The sequence below is a fragment of the Xenorhabdus siamensis genome (genome assembly GCF_037996745.1).
Taxonomy (GTDB): Bacteria; Pseudomonadota; Gammaproteobacteria; order Enterobacterales; family Enterobacteriaceae; genus Xenorhabdus; species Xenorhabdus indica.
Genome location: NZ_JBBMXE010000009.1, coordinates 112,283 through 130,590 on the forward strand (window position 1 = coordinate 112,283; position 18,308 = coordinate 130,590).

Genomic DNA, 18,308 nt, shown 5'->3' on the forward strand with positions numbered 1-18,308 from the left:
GCAGGTCATGATGCTGTACGCTCAGCAACCTTTGACTGTGCTAATGCCGCCATAACTTGCTGAGATGGGCCAAATAGTTTCATTTTCCCTTGTACTAACAATAAGACCTTATTCGTTTGGGAAAGCAATGCCGGGCGGTGGGTAATGACCACAACTGTTTTTCCCTGTTCCCGTAATTCTCCAATCGCACCGCTCAGTGCCTTTTCACCGATATCATCCAGATTGGAATTAGGCTCATCCAATACAATTAACGATGGATTACCGTACAATGCCCGTGCCAACCCAATCCTCTGTTTTTGTCCACCAGACAACCCCATTCCTCCCGCACCGATGACGGTGTCATAACCTTGCTCAAGATTAAGCACCAGATCATGTACGCCTGCTTTCTGCGCCGCTTCAATGACTTTTTCCGGTTCGAGGTCATTAAAACGTGCGATATTCTCCGCAATTGTCCCGGCAAATAGTTCGATATCCTGCGGTAAATAACCAATGGAAGCGCCCAGTTCATCCTTGTTCCATTGGTAAATATCTGCACCATCAAGTCTCACTACTCCTTCTTGAGCAGGCCAAACGCCCACCAGCAAACGGGCCAGAGTGGATTTTCCTGATGCACTGGGGCCAATGACTCCCAGAACATCCCCGGCTTCCAGAGAAAAATTAATGTCTTGCAAAACTTTCTGATTCTTTTCAATTGGTTGAGCTGCTTTAGTTTTACCGGGAGGAGTGGCAAACACTTTCTCTAACAACAACGCACCTTTGGGTACGGGTAATGTCATACCACTTTCACGCTTTGGTTGTGCTTGCAGTAACTTATCCAGTCGCTGCCATGACAGACGGGCAGAACTCCAGCTTTTCCATGCCTGAATAAGTTGTTCAATCGGAGACAATGCCCGTCCCATCAAAATTGAGCCAGCAATCATCATACCCGGCGTGATATTGCCTTCAATTGCCAGCCATCCTCCGAGACCAAGAATTAATGACTGCAAAGCCATACGTACTGTTTTAGTAATTGCAGTAATGGATACCGCCCGTTCACTGGCAATGCGCTGGAAATTGAGAAAACGCTCATGCAGACCAAACCAACGCCGACGTAATGTAGGCAACATACCCAATGCTTCAATGACTTCGGCATTACGTAAGTTGGTACTGGCCAGATTAGCGGAACGTAAAGAGAGCTGGTTTGCTTCCGCCAGCGGAGACTGAGATAACCATTGATTTAATACCGCCAATGCTATCAAAATCAGTGCCCCAATTAGCGCCAACAACCCTAAATATGGACTGAACAGAAAAATGACACCGAGGTAAACAGGGAACCAAGGGGCATCAAAAAAGGCAAATAATGCACTGCCTGTCAGAAATTGACGAATTGTTGATAAATCATTCAGCATCTGCCCCGCATCCGTAGAGCCATTTTTCAGATTAGATTCATATGACGCGGTATAAACACGCTGGTTCAGGCACATATCAAACTGGCTGCCGACTCGGATCACTACCATACTTCGGATATATTCCAGTCCACCGATGATGGCATACATACCAAGCGTAATCAGCGTTAACATCAGCAAGGTCATCTCGTTACCGGATGGCAGCACTCGATCATATATCTGAAGCATATAAATGGAGGGAACCAGCATCAGTAAGTTAATAAACGCTGTAAACAAACCAATCGTCCAGAATACTTTGCTGCGTGCACGGATAACATCCGTCATTTCATCTTTTGGCTGGTGTAATTTCACAGAAATCCCTTCATTATCAAAAGAAAAATGGTTTAATTATGTTTTTATCTTTATATTATTTTTTGAATATCACTTTCTTTATCACAATTACATTTTTTTCTTGAGTGTCATGACAAGTTCCCTGCCATCAACAAGGTATGCCACCCATTGCTCAGATTCCTGACCAAAAAAGGCTCGGCTATTACCGTCCGCGTCTGTCAAAGTGATGCCATCAGGAGCTGGTCGCCAGCCTGCCACAGTATTTCCTACCAGTTTTGTCAGACAAGCATCACTTTTCAGCGCCCAGATAGACCCTTCTGGCAAACGTGTATCCGTGAGTTCAACGTCGCACACCTGATGTTTATCCGATATCTGCCACAATCCTGTCAGTTCAGCCGGTTTAGGGAGATTCAAACTACTGGCCATACATCCTCCAATCAAAAACAAAGATAACATTATGGATAACGTGCAAGATTTCAACAAAGCAAACAACGCATTGAAGGAAACTAAATGTCGTTGTAACATTGCCCCTCCTATAAAAAGCTGCCGCCTGAACAAAAGGCAGCAGTTTGTTTTATTAAAATGAATGTGACTAAACAATGAAATCAGTTTCAGGCGATGGCTGACCAATAATTTTCACCAGAAAATCATTGTCAGCTAACTCTCCGCCAAGACTGATAGACATATCCGTTATATCTGTTGATTCGTTATAAGCCAGTAAAACTTCACCTGCCTTACCTGAGAATGAATCAACAAATTTAAGATCCCCTTTGTCCCCGAAGTTAAATTGAGACAAGTCGATTTTGTCTTCGCCAGACACAAAATCATGGATCCAGTCCGGGTTGTCTTTTAGGGATTCTTTGCCATCCAAATAGACAAACGTGTCCTTGCCTGCCCCACCCCAAAGATGATCACCACCTAAACCGCCATAAATGACGTCATTTCCGGCCCCGCCTTTCAGAGTATTGTCTGCACTGTTACCAACAATGATATCGTCACCACTGCCGCCAATCGCATTTTCAATGACAACACCACGCGCAATAGAAACGTTACCTTTCAAGCCGCCTACATCAGAGAAAGTACCTTCATTCAGGTTAATGCGCTGATTTTGGGTAAAACCGGAGAAATCAAATGTATCTTCTCCACCCGCATCCCAGACACTGAATACCAGTTTGCTATCAGCATCTGTTGCTGTCATAAAATCACGGTCAGTATTGGAATTAAAGCCATATACTGTGTCGCTTTTACGGGTTTCAGTATTGGCACCATATAAAGCCTGAATGGCAGAGATATCATTCAACAAAGGCGCTGATGAGAAATTTCCTTTATAATCTTGCCCTGTGTATTTCTCGTTGAAATAACTCATCACGGTATAAGCACGGCTATCTTCGAAATACTCACCGACAGTGACATAACTTGGTCTTACGACATCGGAAGCGTCATATTCAGCAGGATGTTCCAGACCCAGAGTGTGCCCTATTTCATGAACAAACGTCTGCCGTCCATAACCATTCACACCAATATCATTTGTTTTGAAAGTTTCGTCTTTAGCATGATACCAAGAGTACGTTGTTTTTTGTCCTCTCGGCAAAGTTGCGAATGCATAATCATCAGTCTCACTATAATCAAAAAAGCCAAAAGTAATATTGGCATCGGAACGTGAACTGACTTCAGTAAATTTTATATTTGCAACATCAGACCAAGACTGTAATGAAAATCTTGCGGCTTCTTTTTGTTCCTCATTAAAAGCACTGAAACCTGCAATACCAAATTTCGACATTATTAAAGCAGGTGCAGTTTTTAAAAAATGATAAGACAATTCCAGCGTGCCAGAAGGCCCGATTTTACTGTCCTGCCAATGAAAATCAGTCCGCAAAAGTTCATTGGAGGCCTTATCCCCCAAAGGCTTATGTATGACACGAATATTCATATCAGAGTTTGGAACATAGGCTGAGAGTAGTGCTTTCACATCCTGAACAGAGTTAGAGTCAGATAACCCCGTATAGGTATATTTTTTCTTTGAGGTCATGTAAATCTCCTATAAAAAAGACTCATAATCTCAGACCCGATATATCAGATATAACGGGTACTTGAGTTTTTTTATTCTTCCTAAGCAAGGTATTAGAAATAAAACCCTTGAATAAAATAACGTCAGTTTTTGGCCATGTAAAAATGATTAAGATATCATTTTAAAAAATACATTAAACAAAATTAATTTGTATGTCTAATTATTAATTTATGATTAAACGTTTACGTTCACAAAAAAATATATTTTCTTGACAATACACAAATTAATTCTTACCAAACTAAAATTAATTTAAATAAAGAATTATTTTAAAGGTAATATCTCTAATTAGTTTTATTTTAATAAAAGAAAAAATAAATAAATGCCCCGGTTACGCAAGAAATTCGATAACCGGGGCATTTTCAGATGACTTTCAGCAACAACGGCAGGAAAAATAAAGAAGAGTATATACCCTATGGATTTTAAGATGCAGCTTGAAAGACAACGGATATACCAAACAATAATCAATAATCGCGGTTTATGGCATAAACAGACCAGATACGTTGAACGTGTACGGTTACCTCTTCACGGTCATGATACAAATGTTTCGCCTGAATTTTGGCATTAACTCCATTTTCTTTCAATTCTTGTTCAATTTTTTGCAAAATATTAGTAACTTCTTCGTAACGTTTTTTCATTGGCAACTTGAGGTTGAAAATAGCTTCCCGACACCAGCTTTTAACCAACCAATCCGTCATAAGCTGTGCAACTTTAGCTGGCTTCTCGACCATATCGCACACTAACCAATAAATATTTTTTACCGGTGGTTCAAACTTAAAGCCATCCACACGATGATGCTTCACCTGACCAGTATCCATCAGGCTATCAGCCATCGGCCCATTATCTACCGCGTGAACGATCATACTGCGCTTCACTAGCTGGTAAGTCCATCCCCCCGGACAAGCACCCAGGTCTACGGCATACAGGCCACTATCGAGACGCTCTTCCCATTCGTCATAAGGAATAAAGATATGGAAAGCTTCTTCCAGCTTCAGTGTCGAACGGCTCGGAGCATCTGACGGGAATTTCAGACGCGGGATCCCCATGTAAAAACGGGAATTATTATTACTGTAGGAATACCCTACATAGCAGCATCCGGGGGCAATAAAAAACACATGAACCACTGGACGGGTATAGTTTTCCTTAACCAGCAAGATCTTTTCCTGCCGCATGGCATTACGCAAAGGAACTGTAAACTTGCGACAGAATTTCATCAGTTCCTTGCTTTCATTGGTATCCGGCACTTCCACGCGCAGTTCACCAGCGCGCTCAATGACGCTGCTCAGCATCCCAATGATCGGTGTAATACGATCTTCCTGTGGTAAATCTTTCAGCAGCTCACCGACAACCAACATTTGGCGGGCAAAAATCAATTCACGGAAAGGAATTTCACGAATAAGACGATCAGCATCATCATGCTGATAACACTCAAACAGCACATAACCACTGTTTTCTTTCACACGAGCGAAACCATAAATTTCTTTCTTACTCGCTTTATCTGTAATTTCTGCCGCACACTCTTTTTCAAACCCAGGGCGGCAATACAAAGCAACTTTATTCATGGCTAGGCGCCGATTTCCTTAGACGCAAAGCGCCAATTAATACACACAACCAACCGATGAGGAAACTCAATCCACCGATAGGTGTCAGATAAACCAAAAATTTTAGCGGTAAAAAGGCCAGACAATAAAGACTGCCACTAAACAATACGATCCCTATTACAAAAAATATTCCTGCCCGGCTGAATTGCACCGATGGCTGCCATATCAATATAGCCGCCAGAGCCATCATAGCCAGTGTATGTAGTCCTTGATATTGCAAACCTGTCTGGAGCCATTCCATTTGCTGTGGCCGCAATACCGATGCCAGAAGATGGGCACCTATTGCACCAAAAGCTACATAGAAGAAACCGCTGATCCCGGAAAAAATAAGCATCGCACGGCTGTTCATCGCTCTGCTCCTACTCTCATTCGTTAATGTCATTCATTAGTAATAAAACCTAATCTTTCCTGCTCACTTGCAGCCTGTGTAAGAATCCATTTACGGAAAGCCGCTATCTTGCCTAATTCTGCCTGATTATCATGGCAAACTAAATAAAATGCATTCTTACTGACCAGGACATCATTGAACGGACAAACAAGACGACCTGCATCAATCTCATTCTGTGCCATCACATTATTCGCAAGTGCTATGCCCTGCCCGTGTACCGCAGCCTGAATGACCATTGCACTATGGCTGAATATCGGACCTTGTTGCACATTGATCAATTGCTGTATATCAAGTTGGCGAACATAGGCTTGCCAATCCCGTCTGGAAGAATCATGCAATAAAGTGTGGTTGGCGAGATCCGCCGGTGTTTTCAGTGGGCGCTCCCCCATTAACAAAGAAGGAGAACATACAGGCAGCAAATATTCAGGATAAAGACGGTCTGTCCGCAACCCCGGCCAATTACCCCGACCATAAAAAATCGCCACATCAACATCATCTGCCAGCTTATCTTCTTCCCGATCCACAGCCTGAATTCTGACATCAATACCCGGAAAACTCTGATTAAAACCAGAAAGCCGCGGTACTAACCATTGAATCGCAAAGCTGGGGGATAAACTTACCGTCAATGCACCCTTGGCACTACGTGCTTGAAGTTTTCGGGTAGCTTCATTGATAGCGGTGAAGATTTCTTTAATATCCAGATAGTAACTTTGCCCATCTTCCGTCAGCAACAAAGAACGGTTACGACGACGAAACAGCTTCAGTCCCAAAAAATCCTCCAGACTTTTCATCTGGTGGCTGACCGCAGCTTGAGTGACAAATAATTCTTCTGCCGCTTTAGTAAAACTTAAATGACGAGCGGCAGCGTCAAAAACTCGTAACGCATTGAGTGGTGGTAGACGTTTGGACATGTTGATTTCTTATATGATGGTTACGATACCGGTAACTCTTTTCGTTCAGATATTAGTTTTTATAATCCGAATCATTATAATTTGTCCATTGATGATATACCAGCAAATCCCTATAGTGTGCGCACTTCCTAAGCCGGAACGAAAAGTAACTTTGTCGCGAGGCAAATTTGGAATGATACAAATTTGTAAAAGCACATAGATACTTTTGGCTTTGTGGTTGTGATGTTGTGTTTGCAAGTTGTCTGGGAAACCAGGCTTTGTAGCATATGCTACTGTTTTTTTCACTTTCTGTACATTTACCCTGTCTGTCCATAGTGATTTTTTAATGCACCGCAATTGCGGTGCTTTTTTTCTTTGCTTTGCTGTAAAATCCCTCAAACTTGATTAAAGAAAAATTTATTCTTTTATACCTTCTGGACTGTTGAACGAAAGGTATACGACATAGCATTCAAATTAACATCATTTATGAAAGCCTTTGATTCAGAAAAATTTCGCCAACAATTTCCTGCGTTACAACCATCCTCTGAATATCCAAAACCTACTGTGTTTCTGGATAGCGCAGCGACTTCTCTCAAACCCACATGTATGATTGAGGCGACTCAACGCTATTACCAGAATCACAGTGCAACTGTTCATCGCAGTCAACACGCGGCGGCACAAGCAATGACCGCACGTTATGAACAAGCCCGTTGTTTAGTCGCTGAATTGCTCAATGCACCGCAACCTGAAAATATTATCTGGACAAAAGGCACCAGCGAAGCCATTAATCTGGTTGCACAAGGGTATTTTCGTTCTCGCTTATCTGCTGATGATGAAATTATCGTCAGTGAACAAGAGCATCACTCCAATCTACTACCGTGGCTGATTTTGGCAGAACAAACCGGTGCTAAGCTCGTTAAATGGCCGATTGGAAAACGATATCAACAAAAACAGTATCAACCAGAAATTGAGACGCTGGCAGAACTGCTCAATGAAAAAAGCCGATTGGTTGCTATCAGCCAAATGTCAAATGTAACCGGAGCTACTGCTGATTTAACACAAATCACAGCTCTCGCCCATCAATATAACTGTCTGGTACTGGTTGATGGAGCTCAAGGCATTGTTCACGCTCCCGTCGATGTACAACAGTTAGATATCGATTTTTATGCTTTCTCTGCACATAAGCTCTATGGGCCTAATGGGTTGGGAGTATTGTATGGAAAAGGATCACTGCTGGATGCCATGTCTCCGTGGCAAGGGGGCGGGAAAATGCTGACGCAGGTCTCCTTCGACAGTTTTACACCAGAAGCAGTACCTTATCGTTTTGAAGCCGGAACACCGAACGTTGCCGGAGTCATCGGGTTTGCTGCTACATTGGAATGGTTAAAAACACTCGATATTTCACTTGCCGAATCCTATGCTGTTGCCCTGACAGATTATGCTGAGCAGCAACTCAGCGCGATACCGGGCTTTATCAGTTATCGTGCGACAGGAGCCAGCCTATTGGCCTTTAACTTTGCAGGCATACATCATAATGATCTGGCAACGCTGCTCGCTGAACAGAATATTTCCCTGCGTTCAGGGCAGCACTGCGCCCAACCTCTGCTTGATGCTTTGGGGATCAACGGTTGCCTGCGGGCTTCTTTTATGCCTTATAACACCCAACAAGATGCAGATAAATTAGTCAGTGCAATAAAATTTGCCCTGTCACTGCTTGAGGAATAAATCACCAATGACATCACTGCCAACTCCTATCCTTGCCCCACATCCGTTTGGTACAGAAATTACGGAGCAACAACTGATTGAAAAGTTTAAGCAATGCCGGTTGTGGGAAGATCGCTATCGGCAACTCATCGGGCTCGCTAAAAAGCTACCGAACCTACCCGATGAGTTAAAACAACAGCAGATTGAGATTTCCGGCTGTGAAAACCGGGTTTGGTTAGGGCATCAATTGCTTGCTGAAAACCGCCTGCATTTTTATGGTGACAGTGAAGGGCGCATCGTGAAAGGCTTATTAGCATTTGTCCTGACCACAGTAGAAGGAAAAACAGCGGAACAGGTTTTACAAACGCCATTAACCGAGTTATTTCAGCAAGCAGGCCTCGAACAACAATTAAGTGGATCGCGGCTCAACGGTGTAAAATCCTTGATTAAGGCCGTGCAGGAAATTGCCCGCTCGTACTAAGATTGTTCATACCAAAACTAAAGACAGCTTTCCCGTTCTGCTTTAGCCACCATTTTTTTCAATGCGTGAGATACAGCAACGAAGCCAAAAGTCGCCGTAACCATCGTTGCGGCACCAAAACCAGAGGCACAATCCATCCGTTTTGAACCATCAGCCGTGCTTTTGGCTGCACAAACCGTACCATCAGATTGTGGATACACCAGTTGTTCCGTTGAGAAAACACAATCGATACCCAATTTTCCTTTACCGTTCTTCACGACCCGATAATCAGATTTCAGGCGTTCTTTCAATTTGGCGGCTAAAGGGTCCTGCACTGTTTTGGCCAAATCCACGACCTGAATCTGGGTTGGATCAAGCTGCCCACCCGCGCCTCCCGTTGTTACCACAGGGATCTTATAACGGCGACAATAAGCCAGCAGAGCAGCTTTCGGACGAACGCTGTCAATCGCATCAATGACATAGTTAAAATCCATTGATATCAAGTCAGCAACATTGTCGGGCGTCACAAAATCATCAATACAAGTGACCTGACATTCAGGATTAATCGCCCGTATCCGCTCTGCTATCACTTCCGTTTTTGGTAATCCCACATTTTGCACTAATGTATGTAGTTGACGATTGGTATTGGTAATGCAGACATCATCCATATCAATCAGCGTAATCACCCCAATACCCGTGCGGGCTAACGCTTCCGCTGCCCATGAACCGACACCACCGATGCCAACCACACAAACGTGTGAACGGGCGAATAATGAAAGCGCTTTCTGGCCATATAATCGTGCAGTACCAGCGAAACGCTGAAGATAAGCATCAGAGAGAGAAACTTGCATCAATAATAAATCCTGAATAAAACCTATACCATCAGATACACTTTATATTTCCGCGTCGCCTCTTTGATTCATTAGTGGCAGTTTCGCGCGAAAATATCAGGTAAAGATAAGTCATCAATTGTTTGAATTGAGCAGGATCTTACTGGTTTACCGTCAAAAAGCCAGATAATGCTTTCTTCAATATCCAAACACGTCCATAGTGGTTATAAAAACCAGCCATTTCTCCGGCACGACTGCCAACACCATGATAAATATCGAAATGATGTCCTTTGATTGCTCCACCGACATCCAGTGCCACCATCAGACGCATTCGGTACTGTCCGGTAAACTTGCCGAAGTTATCCAATACCGGTACTTCCGCCAGCAACACTGTTCCGGGAGGAACTAATGCCTTATCCGATGCTACCGATGCTTTTGCAACCAAAGGCACTGCACTGGCTCCCCGCACTGCGGTATAAGGTTCAGGCTTAAAAAATACGAAAGAAGGATTCTGTTCCAGAACTTGCCGAACTTCAGATTCATTATGCTTTTCAGCCCACTGCCGAATGGCTTTCATCGATATTGCTTCCTGGGGAATTTTTCCACTATCGATTAACACCTTACCTATACTGCGATAAGCATGGCCATTCTTTCCACCATAACCAAAAAAGGTTAATGGTTTGTCGTCACCAAAATCCACATAACCACTCCCTTGTACTTCCATCAAAAAATTATCTATCAGAGAGTTGCTGTAGCCAATGATCCACTTTTTATCAAGCGCCCCATCATATATAGCCGCACGATCCGGCAAGCGGGAATACGGTTTATCTGGCATTTGGTACAGAGGATATCTAAATTCACCTTGTTTAATATGGCGAGCCTGCAATATAGGGGTATAGTAACCGGTAAATTTGACATTACCGTAATTATCTTCGCCTTCCATCTGGTAAGCGAGCAAACCAAACTGAGCTAAATTGCGAATATTTCCACCATACTGCATCCAGTTTTCGATGGCATTAAAGGTAGCACGTTGATTGGCATATAATTGGGGAGAAGACTCGCTGATTAATTTGACCTGAGTGACAAAATCTCCAGCATTGACGGGAGAGCCTTGTGCGTTTGGCGTATTAACAAGCTGGAAGTCTTGGGTAAGATGACCATCTTTATACTGCTGACCTTGCTCCGTCGGACGCAAATGACAAGCAGATAGCAGAAAAACGACAGCGCTGCATAAAAAATATTTGCTCCAAAGTTTCATATAATGCTCTATCTCCCGCCATTACGTTCCGACAGCAAACAATATCAAACCCCAATAAATAATAAAATGTAGTTAGAAAAAAATAGATTACTCTGCTTAAATCACAAGAGAACAAAAATAAAACAACAAGCTTTATTTTTAAGCAAAAAACAAACAAAATTGGTAAATATCAACAAAAAAGCTTGCAACGGAATCGATCCAGAGTATAGTGTGCCGACATCAGACGCGGGGTGGAGCAGCCTGGTAGCTCGTCGGGCTCATAACCCGAAGGTCGTCGGTTCAAATCCGGCCCCCGCAACCAGTTCGGTATCATTTCTACCGATACTGTTTTTTATCGATATGATGTAGCATTTGCAAGCAGACGGACGCGGGGTGGAGCAGCCTGGTAGCTCGTCGGGCTCATAACCCGAAGGTCGTCGGTTCAAATCCGGCCCCCGCAACCAGTTCGGTATCATTCTTACCGATACTGTTTTTTATCGATATAATGTAGCATTTGCAAGCAGACGGACGCGGGGTGGAGCAGCCTGGTAGCTCGTCGGGCTCATAACCCGAAGGTCGTCGGTTCAAATCCGGCCCCCGCAACCAATTTCCTGATTGAAAAATTCCTTATTCTTAGATTCCCGACTCGTTTAGTTACACTTTCTTATATACCCTTCCTCTTTATTTCCTCATTGTTTAGTCATATTGCTGTAATTACTCTACAAAAAACGAATAACATAACAATAAATTTAAAAAATATTCTATTCTATACCAATCTAACTTGAAGATGCGGGTTTTAAAATCTGAAAATTGTCAGTCAGTCGAGCCGTCAGTTCTTTCGCTTTTTCTGGCAACGTGACATGGAAAAAATGATGAAGGGTTTCACGGAACGTCTTCGCATTCGGAAAATAGACATTGTTACGCACCTGCTCATTCATAGACTTCCACAATCGTTCTATTGGATTGAGGTTTGGGTTGTAAGGCGGGAGATAATGCAATTCAATATTAAGGACATACGCCATCTCTTTCACCAACCCGGCTCGGTGGTAGCCCGCCCCATCCAGAATAATATGGATTTTTTGCGAAAGGGGGTAAGTTTCCCGGATCACGCCGAAGAAATACGCGATGTTTTCGGCATTGATGCGCGGATATTCCTTGATCACGGTGTCTTCGATTCGTTGTAAATTGAGGGCACCCAGAATATTGAGCCGGGTACGACTGCCGGTAGTTTCGACGACTTTTACCTGCTTTTTTCCTGCTTTCATCCAGCCATAGCTGAGCTTTGTGGACTGTGAAGGATGCACCGCATCAATAAATAGGCTCGGCTCATTCTGATTCACTCCGTCTTTCAGCGCCTGATAGTCATTAATAAACTGTTGCTGTTTATCCGCATCGAATTTATGAGGAACTCCCTTTGGCTTTTTGTAGCTGAAACCCTGGCGGTGAAGCCATTTTGTCATTCCTCCCACACTGAAAGACACCTGCCAACGTACTCGAACATAGGCCACAATTTGGGCGGTGGTATGCACCAAATTTGTCGTCAAATAATCAATCAGGTCGGCGGTTTGTTTGGCAGAGAGATGGCTTTCAGGTGACGGCTGACCGTACTTTCATGAATACGCAAGGCCTGTGCAATCATCTGAGCAGTCCAACCTTCTGAGGCCAAAAGCACGGCCTTAATGCGATCACAGACTCGGCTGTCGCGAGTGGTATCATGCATCAATTCAAGGGCGTGTTTTTGTTCTGGTGTCAGATGAATTTTCATGGTTGCAAGCATGATCTGATTCGGATAAGAAATCAAGCATCTTCAATGACGATTGGTATATACATTTCAAATAAAAACCGTCATTCCTGTCAAAATAATTTAAATAACGATACAAATAAAACATACAACCTTAACAAATTAAGTTATAAAATGAAATATTAAAAACTTTTAAAATAAGGATAAAATCATGCCGTTTCGACCTCCTTTTAGGGAAAGTTTTTTTATAGGTGATTTAATATATGGTTTAAATGAACAGAGGACTAAATATATTGAAAATTATTCCCACTTTGCAATTTGCTAAAAATCACCATAATAAAAAACGTTATCCACCTGTAGTCATTGATAATTATTTAACTCCTACCGATAGAAAAATATAAAAGAATTTACAATTTATTATATTGAAAGAACTACAAGAAATAATTGGATAGATCCCGATGAAAAAGCCAGGGATAGTAGAAAAATAATAGATTACTACGAAAGATTTAATTATATCAAACCACCGAATTATCAAAAATACAAAAATAATTTTTTCGCTCATCTAAAGGAACATAATAAATATCATCTTGCGCTCAAAAATAACCGACTAAAAGATAATAACCTATCTTTGGGGAGAAAATGTAAAGGAGGTTTATCGTGGATAAGCATGAACAAAAGTAGATTAGTCAGTCATATGCATATACATTTCATTCTTGATGATATAAACCTGATCCCCACCCTGGACGAGATTAGGATCGATTGACTGGACGAGATATGTATACCACGATAATTCTGAGGTATTTTCCAGATTATTTAACATACCATAATGTTTTCCCTATTTTATTTGGAGTGGATATTTCACCGCCGTGCTAATTCTGCTCCATTTTTAAAATAGGCTTTAATACCGGCAAAAATAGATTCAGCCACTTGCTGCTGGAATTTCGCAGTACGTAGTTTGCGTTCTTCTTCCAAGTTACTGATGAATGCAGTTTCAACCAGAATAGAAGGAATATCCGGTGCTTTTAATACGGCAAATCCCGCCTGATCGACACTGTTTTTATGCAGTTTATTTACTTTACCCATTCGCTTAAGCACTTCATCCCCAAATTTCAGACTGTCATTAATCGTCGCAGTTTGAACCAAATCCAGCATAGTGTGATCCAGATATTTATCACCGCTTTTACTCACCCCACCAATCAAGTCAGCTTCATTCTGCGTTTGAGCTAGAAAACGGGCTGCATTACTGGTTGCCCCTTTCGTTGACAAAGCAAATACAGAAGACCCTCTAGCGGCACGATTAGTAAAGGCATCAGCATGGATGGAAATAAACAGATCCGCCTGCATTTTACGTGCTTTTGCTACCCTGACTGTCAACGGAATAAAAATATCTTCATTACGGGTCATATACACTTTCATCCCCGGCTGGCGTTTAATAAGGGCTTGCAGACGGCGGGCAATCTGTAAAACAACATCTTTCTCACGGGTTTTGTATTTCCCGATAGCGCCAGGATCTTCACCACCATGACCGGGATCAAGCATAATCACAATTGGCCTGTTCTTCCCAGCCTTGCCTGTTTTTTTCCTTTCTGTCGGTGGCATATGCTTTTCCAGATTGCCGCTGTTGTACTCTTCAAGCAGTGTCAGCAAAGGATCATCATTGTCTTTCGCTATTTTTGGATAGAAATCTAACACCAAACGATGTTTGAATTTCGCAATAGGTGGCAAAGTAAAAATATGTGGTGCAACTGGCTGCTTAATTTCAAACACCAAACGCACAGTTTTGGGATCAAATTGCCCGGCTCGTACCAGTTTCAGATAAGGATCACGTTGCTGAACTTGCGATCCCATACTACTCAGGACACTATTGAGCTGAATACCCTGCAAATCAATAACAATCCGGTTAGGATTTGAAAGTGAAAATTGGCGGTATTTAAGCGGAATATTAGACTCCAGCGTCACCCTGGTATAACTTGATGCAGGCCAAATGCGTACAGCAATCACTTGTGACGTTGCTGCATAGCCTATTGGGCTAATACTTAACAACCAAAAAGCTGCTGCTCCTTTCAGTAAACGGCGACGTGAAGAATTATGGTCTGAATGACTCATTATTTATTCCATTTAAAAACAACCAGACAGTAATTTTTATCCAAGAGACAGTTAGGTGGAAGACTCTAATTAATTATAAAGGGACTGTCATCAAAAAAAGCATTTTCTGCTATCTGAACAGCTATACTCTATGAATTTCAGGATGCAGCGTAGCCAACAAAGCCACAGCCTAAGAGATAACAAATATAAATATCAATATAAATAATAGCTTTGTTTTTATCCATATTCCCTCTTGCCATTTCTCTCCCAAAGAATAAAAATATAAAAAATACGAATAAAAATGCAATTGAGGGGAATATCATGAAAGAACGCCGTACCGAATTAGTTGAAATTTTCCGGCATTCGGTTCCTTATATTAATGCACATCGTAACAAAACTTTTGTCATTATGTTGGGTGGTGAAGCTATCGCTCATGAAAACTTTCCTAATATTATTAATGACATCGGTTTATTATACAGTCTCGGCATTCGTTTGGTTGTTGTGTACGGTGCCCGGCCACAAATCGATCAGAACCTCACCCAACATCATTATCAACCGATTTATCATAAATACACTAGGGTAACTGATGTTAAAACGCTGAATTTGATCAAACAGTCCGCGGGTTTGTTACAACTTGATATTACAGCCCGGCTTTCCATGAGCCTCAGTAATACACCACTGCAAGGTGCCCATATTAATGTGGTCAGCGGTAACTTTATCACTGCTCAACCTTTAGGGATCGATGATGGTATTGATTATTGCCACAGTGGAAAAGTTCGCCGGATTAACGATGAAGCCATAAATCAGCAGCTAGATAACCATTCTATTGTATTAATCGGACCTGTTGCTGTTTCCGTTACTGGCGAAAGTTTCAACCTGACAACCGAAGAAATTGCTTCACAACTGGCGATTAAATTAAAAGCCGAAAAGCTGATAGGGTTCTGTTCATCACAAGGCGTCACCGATACGGAAGGGAATACTTTATCAGAAATTTTCCCCAATGAGGGGGAAATACTATTGAGTAAACTAGAGAGTACCGGAGATTACTCCTCCGGGACAGTACGTTTTTTACGTGGCGCTATTAAAGCCTGCCGCCGTGGAGTTCGGCGCAGTCATTTGATCAGTTATCAGGAGGATGGTTCTCTAATTCAGGAATTATTCTCCCGTGAAGGCATCGGAACCCAAATTGTTATGGAGCGTTCTGAACAGATCCGTCGCGCCAATATCAACGACATAGGAGGCATTCTCGAACTAATCTATCCTCTGGAACAGAATGGGGTCCTGGTTCGCCGCTCACGGGAACAACTGGAAATGGAGATCGATAAGTTTACCCTGATAGAGCTCGATAATGTCACTATCGCCTGTGCTGCCCTGTACTCTTATCCTGCGGAAAAAATCGGTGAAATGGCCTGTGTTGCCGTACACCCGGATTACCAAAATTCTTCACGTGGCGAGGTGTTATTAGGCGCTATTATTAATCAGGCCAAACAAATCGGACTGGAAAAATTATTTGTCCTTACGACTCAAAGTATTCACTGGTTTCAGGAGAAAGGTTTTGAACCCGCAGAAATTACTATGTTACCAGTGGAAAAACAGGCGCTGTATAATTACCAACGCCGTTCCAAGATCTTGATGTTGGATCTACATAACCTCCCCCATATATAGGTAAAATCATATATAGGTGAAGGTTTATATCTTGAGGACTTATGCCTTAAACCATTCTACTAACCCACTCCGCCTTTGAGTGGGTGTCGCAACAGCCTTAGACAAAACGACCTTATGTGCATATAGCGTCAATTTCTCACGGGCGCGGGTCAAAGCCGTATAAACCAGCTCCCGGCTCACAACAGGAGAAAACTGGGTTGGCAACACTAATGCTGTATGCTCAAACTCAGAGCCTTGTGATTTGTGCACTGTCATTACATAAGCCGTTTCATGCAGAGGCAAACGGCTTGGCTGAAAAGGTTTTATCTGCCCGTCAGATAACTGGAAATAGGCTTTCAACTCATTATTCTGATCCTTCAGCATAATACCGATATCACCATTAAACAGTCCCAATGTACTGTCATTGCGCAAGATCATGATTGGCCGTCCGGCATAGCCTCGATTCTCCATAAACTGATTTCCCGTATATTTGGGTAAAGCAATCATTCCCTTACGATGCAGCAATTGTTCCACGCGCTGGTTCAATCCACTGACACCAAACGGCCCTTCTCTTAAAGCACATAACAACCTGAAACGATTAAATTCGGCCAGAATAGCCTTTTCAGATGCCTTTTCGTTCACCAGCGCCAAATAGTGGTAATAACTTTCTGTGGTTTCAATCAACAAACGTTGATAGTCTTCGTCTTTTGCAAGGGGATTAAAGTCCACATCAGGCAGAGATTGCCTTAATACAGCAGCAACACGCTTACTGTCCCCCTGATTGACTGCTGAAGCGAGTTGCCCTATACCAGAGGCAGCATTAAAACGATAGCTTTTACGCAGCAAACATAAACAATCCCGTACTGCCAGAGTGATATCTTCTGGCTCAGACATTGAATATGACACTAACTGACAACCCGTTAACTTCGTTAGTTGGTTTGCGCGATCGATACTGTATCCTTGTTCAGCAAAACGACAGATATCTCCCAATACCGTTCCCGCTTCTACAGAAGCCAACTGATCTTTATCTCCCAGAAAAATCACTTTTGCTTTTGCTGGCAAAGCATCAATCAAACGCGCCATCATTGGTAAATCCACCATGGAGGCTTCATCAACAATCAGGATATCAAGGGTAAGCGGATTATCACGATGATAACGGAGTTTTTGGCTTTCAGGCTGTGCTCCCAGCAAGCGATGGATGGTTTGTGCCTGCTCAGGGATATTCCGCCGCTGTTCATCTGTCAAAGCAAGTTTGTTGATAGCCTCACCAAGCGATTCAGTCAATCTGGCCGCCGCTTTCCCTGTAGGAGCCGCCAGTTGAATACTCAATGGATTTCCTTCATTCAATTTAATCAATGCAGCCAGCAACTTCGCTACTGTCGTTGTTTTTCCGGTTCCCGGCCCGCCAGAAATAACAGAAATACGACTGGTGACAGCAACTGCTGCTGCCACTTTCTGCCAATCGATTTCACCACCTTCAATAGCGACACCAAAAAGCTCATCTAAAATGTTCCGTAGCTGTATTTCATCAATATCATCAGCCAATGCCACATCAGCAAAAAACGCGGCTATCCGACGTTCACTTTGCCACATCCGCTGCAAGTAAAGGCGATAACCAGAAAGTATTATCGGTGTGGGAGATTGCCCATCGCCTATTGCCGGGCATGCTTGCAAAACAGCAATCATTTGTTGTTGACTGGGTTCACCTACGAAAGCCCACAGTGATGCCACTAACTCAGGATGTCGCCCTTCAAATAAATGTTCAGGTGAGATCCTGTTCAAAGGCAGGCAAACATGACCCGCCCCCGCTTCTGCACTCAAATAGGCAGTAATCAGCAGTAACAATGGATTTTCATCTTCGATCATCGCATAGGCAAACTGTACATCTAACGGACGCAGCAATTTTTGAGCAACAGCTTGTTGCAATAATGGCATTATGTTCATGACT

The 18,308-nt window shown here is 42.7% G+C and carries 13 protein-coding genes, 3 tRNA genes and 1 pseudogene; 6 read left to right on the plus strand and 11 right to left on the minus strand.

The features are described 5' to 3' along the window. Window positions 1-5: 5 nt before the first annotated feature. The 6 genes from AAC852_RS09655 to AAC852_RS09680 all read right to left on the minus strand — a co-directional run bounded on the left by AAC852_RS09655 (window position 6) and on the right by AAC852_RS09680 (window position 6,680). On the minus strand, window positions 6-1,709 hold the full coding sequence (locus AAC852_RS09655) for a type I secretion system permease/ATPase (protein WP_340620961.1): 1,704 nt from the start codon (window positions 1,707-1,709) through the stop codon (window positions 6-8). A gap of 114 nt (window positions 1,710-1,823) precedes the next feature. Continuing rightward, complete coding sequence (locus tag AAC852_RS09660; RefSeq protein WP_340620845.1) at window positions 1,824-2,141, minus strand: protease inhibitor Inh/omp19 family protein; 318 nt, start codon at window positions 2,139-2,141, stop codon at window positions 1,824-1,826. Window positions 2,142-2,307: 166 nt separating this feature from the next. After that, window positions 2,308-3,744 carry a serralysin family metalloprotease gene (locus tag AAC852_RS09665; protein WP_340620846.1) on the minus strand — a complete coding sequence of 479 codons (1,437 nt, stop codon included), beginning with the start codon at window positions 3,742-3,744 and terminating at the stop codon, window positions 2,308-2,310. Window positions 3,745-4,244: 500 nt separating this feature from the next. Further along, the gene (gene rlmM, locus AAC852_RS09670) at window positions 4,245-5,342 is read right to left on the minus strand and encodes a 23S rRNA (cytidine(2498)-2'-O)-methyltransferase RlmM (protein ID WP_340620847.1); all 1,098 of its coding nucleotides are present in this window, start codon (window positions 5,340-5,342) and stop codon (window positions 4,245-4,247) included. After that, on the minus strand, window positions 5,335-5,730 hold the full coding sequence (locus AAC852_RS09675; protein ID WP_340620848.1) for a DUF423 domain-containing protein: 396 nt from the start codon (window positions 5,728-5,730) through the stop codon (window positions 5,335-5,337). The genes rlmM and AAC852_RS09675 overlap by 8 nt, the downstream gene beginning before the upstream one ends. Before the next feature lie 29 nt (window positions 5,731-5,759). After that, window positions 5,760-6,680, minus strand: a complete 921-nt coding sequence (locus AAC852_RS09680) for a transcriptional regulator GcvA (protein ID WP_340620849.1) — start codon at window positions 6,678-6,680, stop codon at window positions 5,760-5,762. 465 nt (window positions 6,681-7,145) lie between these two features. On the opposite strand from AAC852_RS09680, the gene csdA reads away from it, so the two are divergent. Together csdA and csdE are read left to right on the plus strand one after the other, a co-directional pair. Beyond that, a complete protein-coding gene (gene csdA / locus AAC852_RS09685; protein ID WP_340620850.1) occupies window positions 7,146-8,384 on the plus strand; it encodes a cysteine desulfurase CsdA in 1,239 nt (412 codons plus the stop codon). 7 nt (window positions 8,385-8,391) lie between these two features. Beyond that, on the plus strand, window positions 8,392-8,844 hold the full coding sequence (gene csdE, locus AAC852_RS09690; protein ID WP_340620851.1) for a cysteine desulfurase sulfur acceptor subunit CsdE: 453 nt from the start codon (window positions 8,392-8,394) through the stop codon (window positions 8,842-8,844). Between the two features lie 17 nt (window positions 8,845-8,861). Here the strand turns inward: csdE and tcdA are convergent, their stop codons facing one another. Beyond that, entirely contained in the window at window positions 8,862-9,674 is an 813-nt protein-coding gene (tcdA, locus tag AAC852_RS09695; RefSeq protein ID WP_340620852.1) for a tRNA cyclic N6-threonylcarbamoyladenosine(37) synthase TcdA, read from the minus strand. 139 nt (window positions 9,675-9,813) lie between these two features. Beyond that, window positions 9,814-10,911 (minus strand): murein transglycosylase A, encoded by a 1,098-nt coding sequence (gene mltA / locus AAC852_RS09700; RefSeq protein WP_340620853.1) that lies wholly within the window; start codon window positions 10,909-10,911, stop codon window positions 9,814-9,816. A 224-nt stretch (window positions 10,912-11,135) separates the two neighbouring features. Here mltA and AAC852_RS09705 point away from each other — a divergent pair. From AAC852_RS09705 to AAC852_RS09715, 3 genes are all read left to right on the plus strand, one after another. Beyond that, window positions 11,136-11,212: transfer RNA gene (locus AAC852_RS09705), tRNA-Met, on the plus strand. Between the two features lie 65 nt (window positions 11,213-11,277). After that, window positions 11,278-11,354: transfer RNA gene (locus AAC852_RS09710), tRNA-Met, on the plus strand. 65 nt (window positions 11,355-11,419) lie between these two features. Continuing rightward, window positions 11,420-11,496, plus strand: a tRNA-Met gene (locus AAC852_RS09715). A 170-nt stretch (window positions 11,497-11,666) separates the two neighbouring features. Here the strand turns inward: AAC852_RS09715 and AAC852_RS09720 are convergent. Both AAC852_RS09720 and amiC read right to left on the minus strand, forming a co-directional pair. Next, a pseudogene (locus AAC852_RS09720) lies at window positions 11,667-12,655 on the minus strand (IS630 family transposase). A gap of 834 nt (window positions 12,656-13,489) precedes the next feature. Further along, window positions 13,490-14,737: an N-acetylmuramoyl-L-alanine amidase AmiC gene (amiC, locus tag AAC852_RS09725; protein ID WP_340620854.1), complete on the minus strand. Its 1,248-nt coding sequence runs from the start codon at window positions 14,735-14,737 to the stop codon at window positions 13,490-13,492. A gap of 300 nt (window positions 14,738-15,037) precedes the next feature. Here amiC and argA point away from each other — a divergent pair, with 300 nt between their 5' ends. Continuing rightward, on the plus strand, window positions 15,038-16,381 hold the full coding sequence (gene argA / locus AAC852_RS09730) for an amino-acid N-acetyltransferase (RefSeq protein ID WP_340620855.1): 1,344 nt from the start codon (window positions 15,038-15,040) through the stop codon (window positions 16,379-16,381). 39 nt (window positions 16,382-16,420) lie between these two features. Here argA and recD read toward each other — a convergent pair whose 3' ends face one another. Continuing rightward, the gene (gene recD / locus AAC852_RS09735) at window positions 16,421-18,298 is read right to left on the minus strand and encodes an exodeoxyribonuclease V subunit alpha (protein WP_340620962.1); all 1,878 of its coding nucleotides are present in this window, start codon (window positions 18,296-18,298) and stop codon (window positions 16,421-16,423) included. Between the last annotated feature and the right edge of the window lie 10 nt (window positions 18,299-18,308).

Bases quoted from the DNA above. Each gene is read 5' to 3' on its own strand.
- AAC852_RS09655 (WP_340620961.1), bottom strand. From the start codon at position 1,709: ATGACGGATGTTATCCGTGCACGCAGCAAAGTATTCTGGACGATTGGT.
- AAC852_RS09660 (WP_340620845.1), bottom strand. From the start codon at position 2,141: ATGGCCAGTAGTTTGAATCTCCCTAAACCGGCTGAACTGACAGGATTG.
- AAC852_RS09665 (WP_340620846.1), bottom strand. From the start codon at position 3,744: ATGACCTCAAAGAAAAAATATACCTATACGGGGTTATCTGACTCTAAC.
- rlmM (WP_340620847.1), bottom strand. From the start codon at position 5,342: ATGAATAAAGTTGCTTTGTATTGCCGCCCTGGGTTTGAAAAAGAGTGT.
- AAC852_RS09675 (WP_340620848.1), bottom strand. From the start codon at position 5,730: ATGAACAGCCGTGCGATGCTTATTTTTTCCGGGATCAGCGGTTTCTTC.
- AAC852_RS09680 (WP_340620849.1), bottom strand. From the start codon at position 6,680: ATGTCCAAACGTCTACCACCACTCAATGCGTTACGAGTTTTTGACGCT.
- csdA (WP_340620850.1), top strand. From the start codon at position 7,146: ATGAAAGCCTTTGATTCAGAAAAATTTCGCCAACAATTTCCTGCGTTA.
- csdE (WP_340620851.1), top strand. From the start codon at position 8,392: ATGACATCACTGCCAACTCCTATCCTTGCCCCACATCCGTTTGGTACA.
- tcdA (WP_340620852.1), bottom strand. From the start codon at position 9,674: ATGCAAGTTTCTCTCTCTGATGCTTATCTTCAGCGTTTCGCTGGTACT.
- mltA (WP_340620853.1), bottom strand. From the start codon at position 10,911: ATGAAACTTTGGAGCAAATATTTTTTATGCAGCGCTGTCGTTTTTCTG.
- amiC (WP_340620854.1), bottom strand. From the start codon at position 14,737: ATGAGTCATTCAGACCATAATTCTTCACGTCGCCGTTTACTGAAAGGA.
- argA (WP_340620855.1), top strand. From the start codon at position 15,038: ATGAAAGAACGCCGTACCGAATTAGTTGAAATTTTCCGGCATTCGGTT.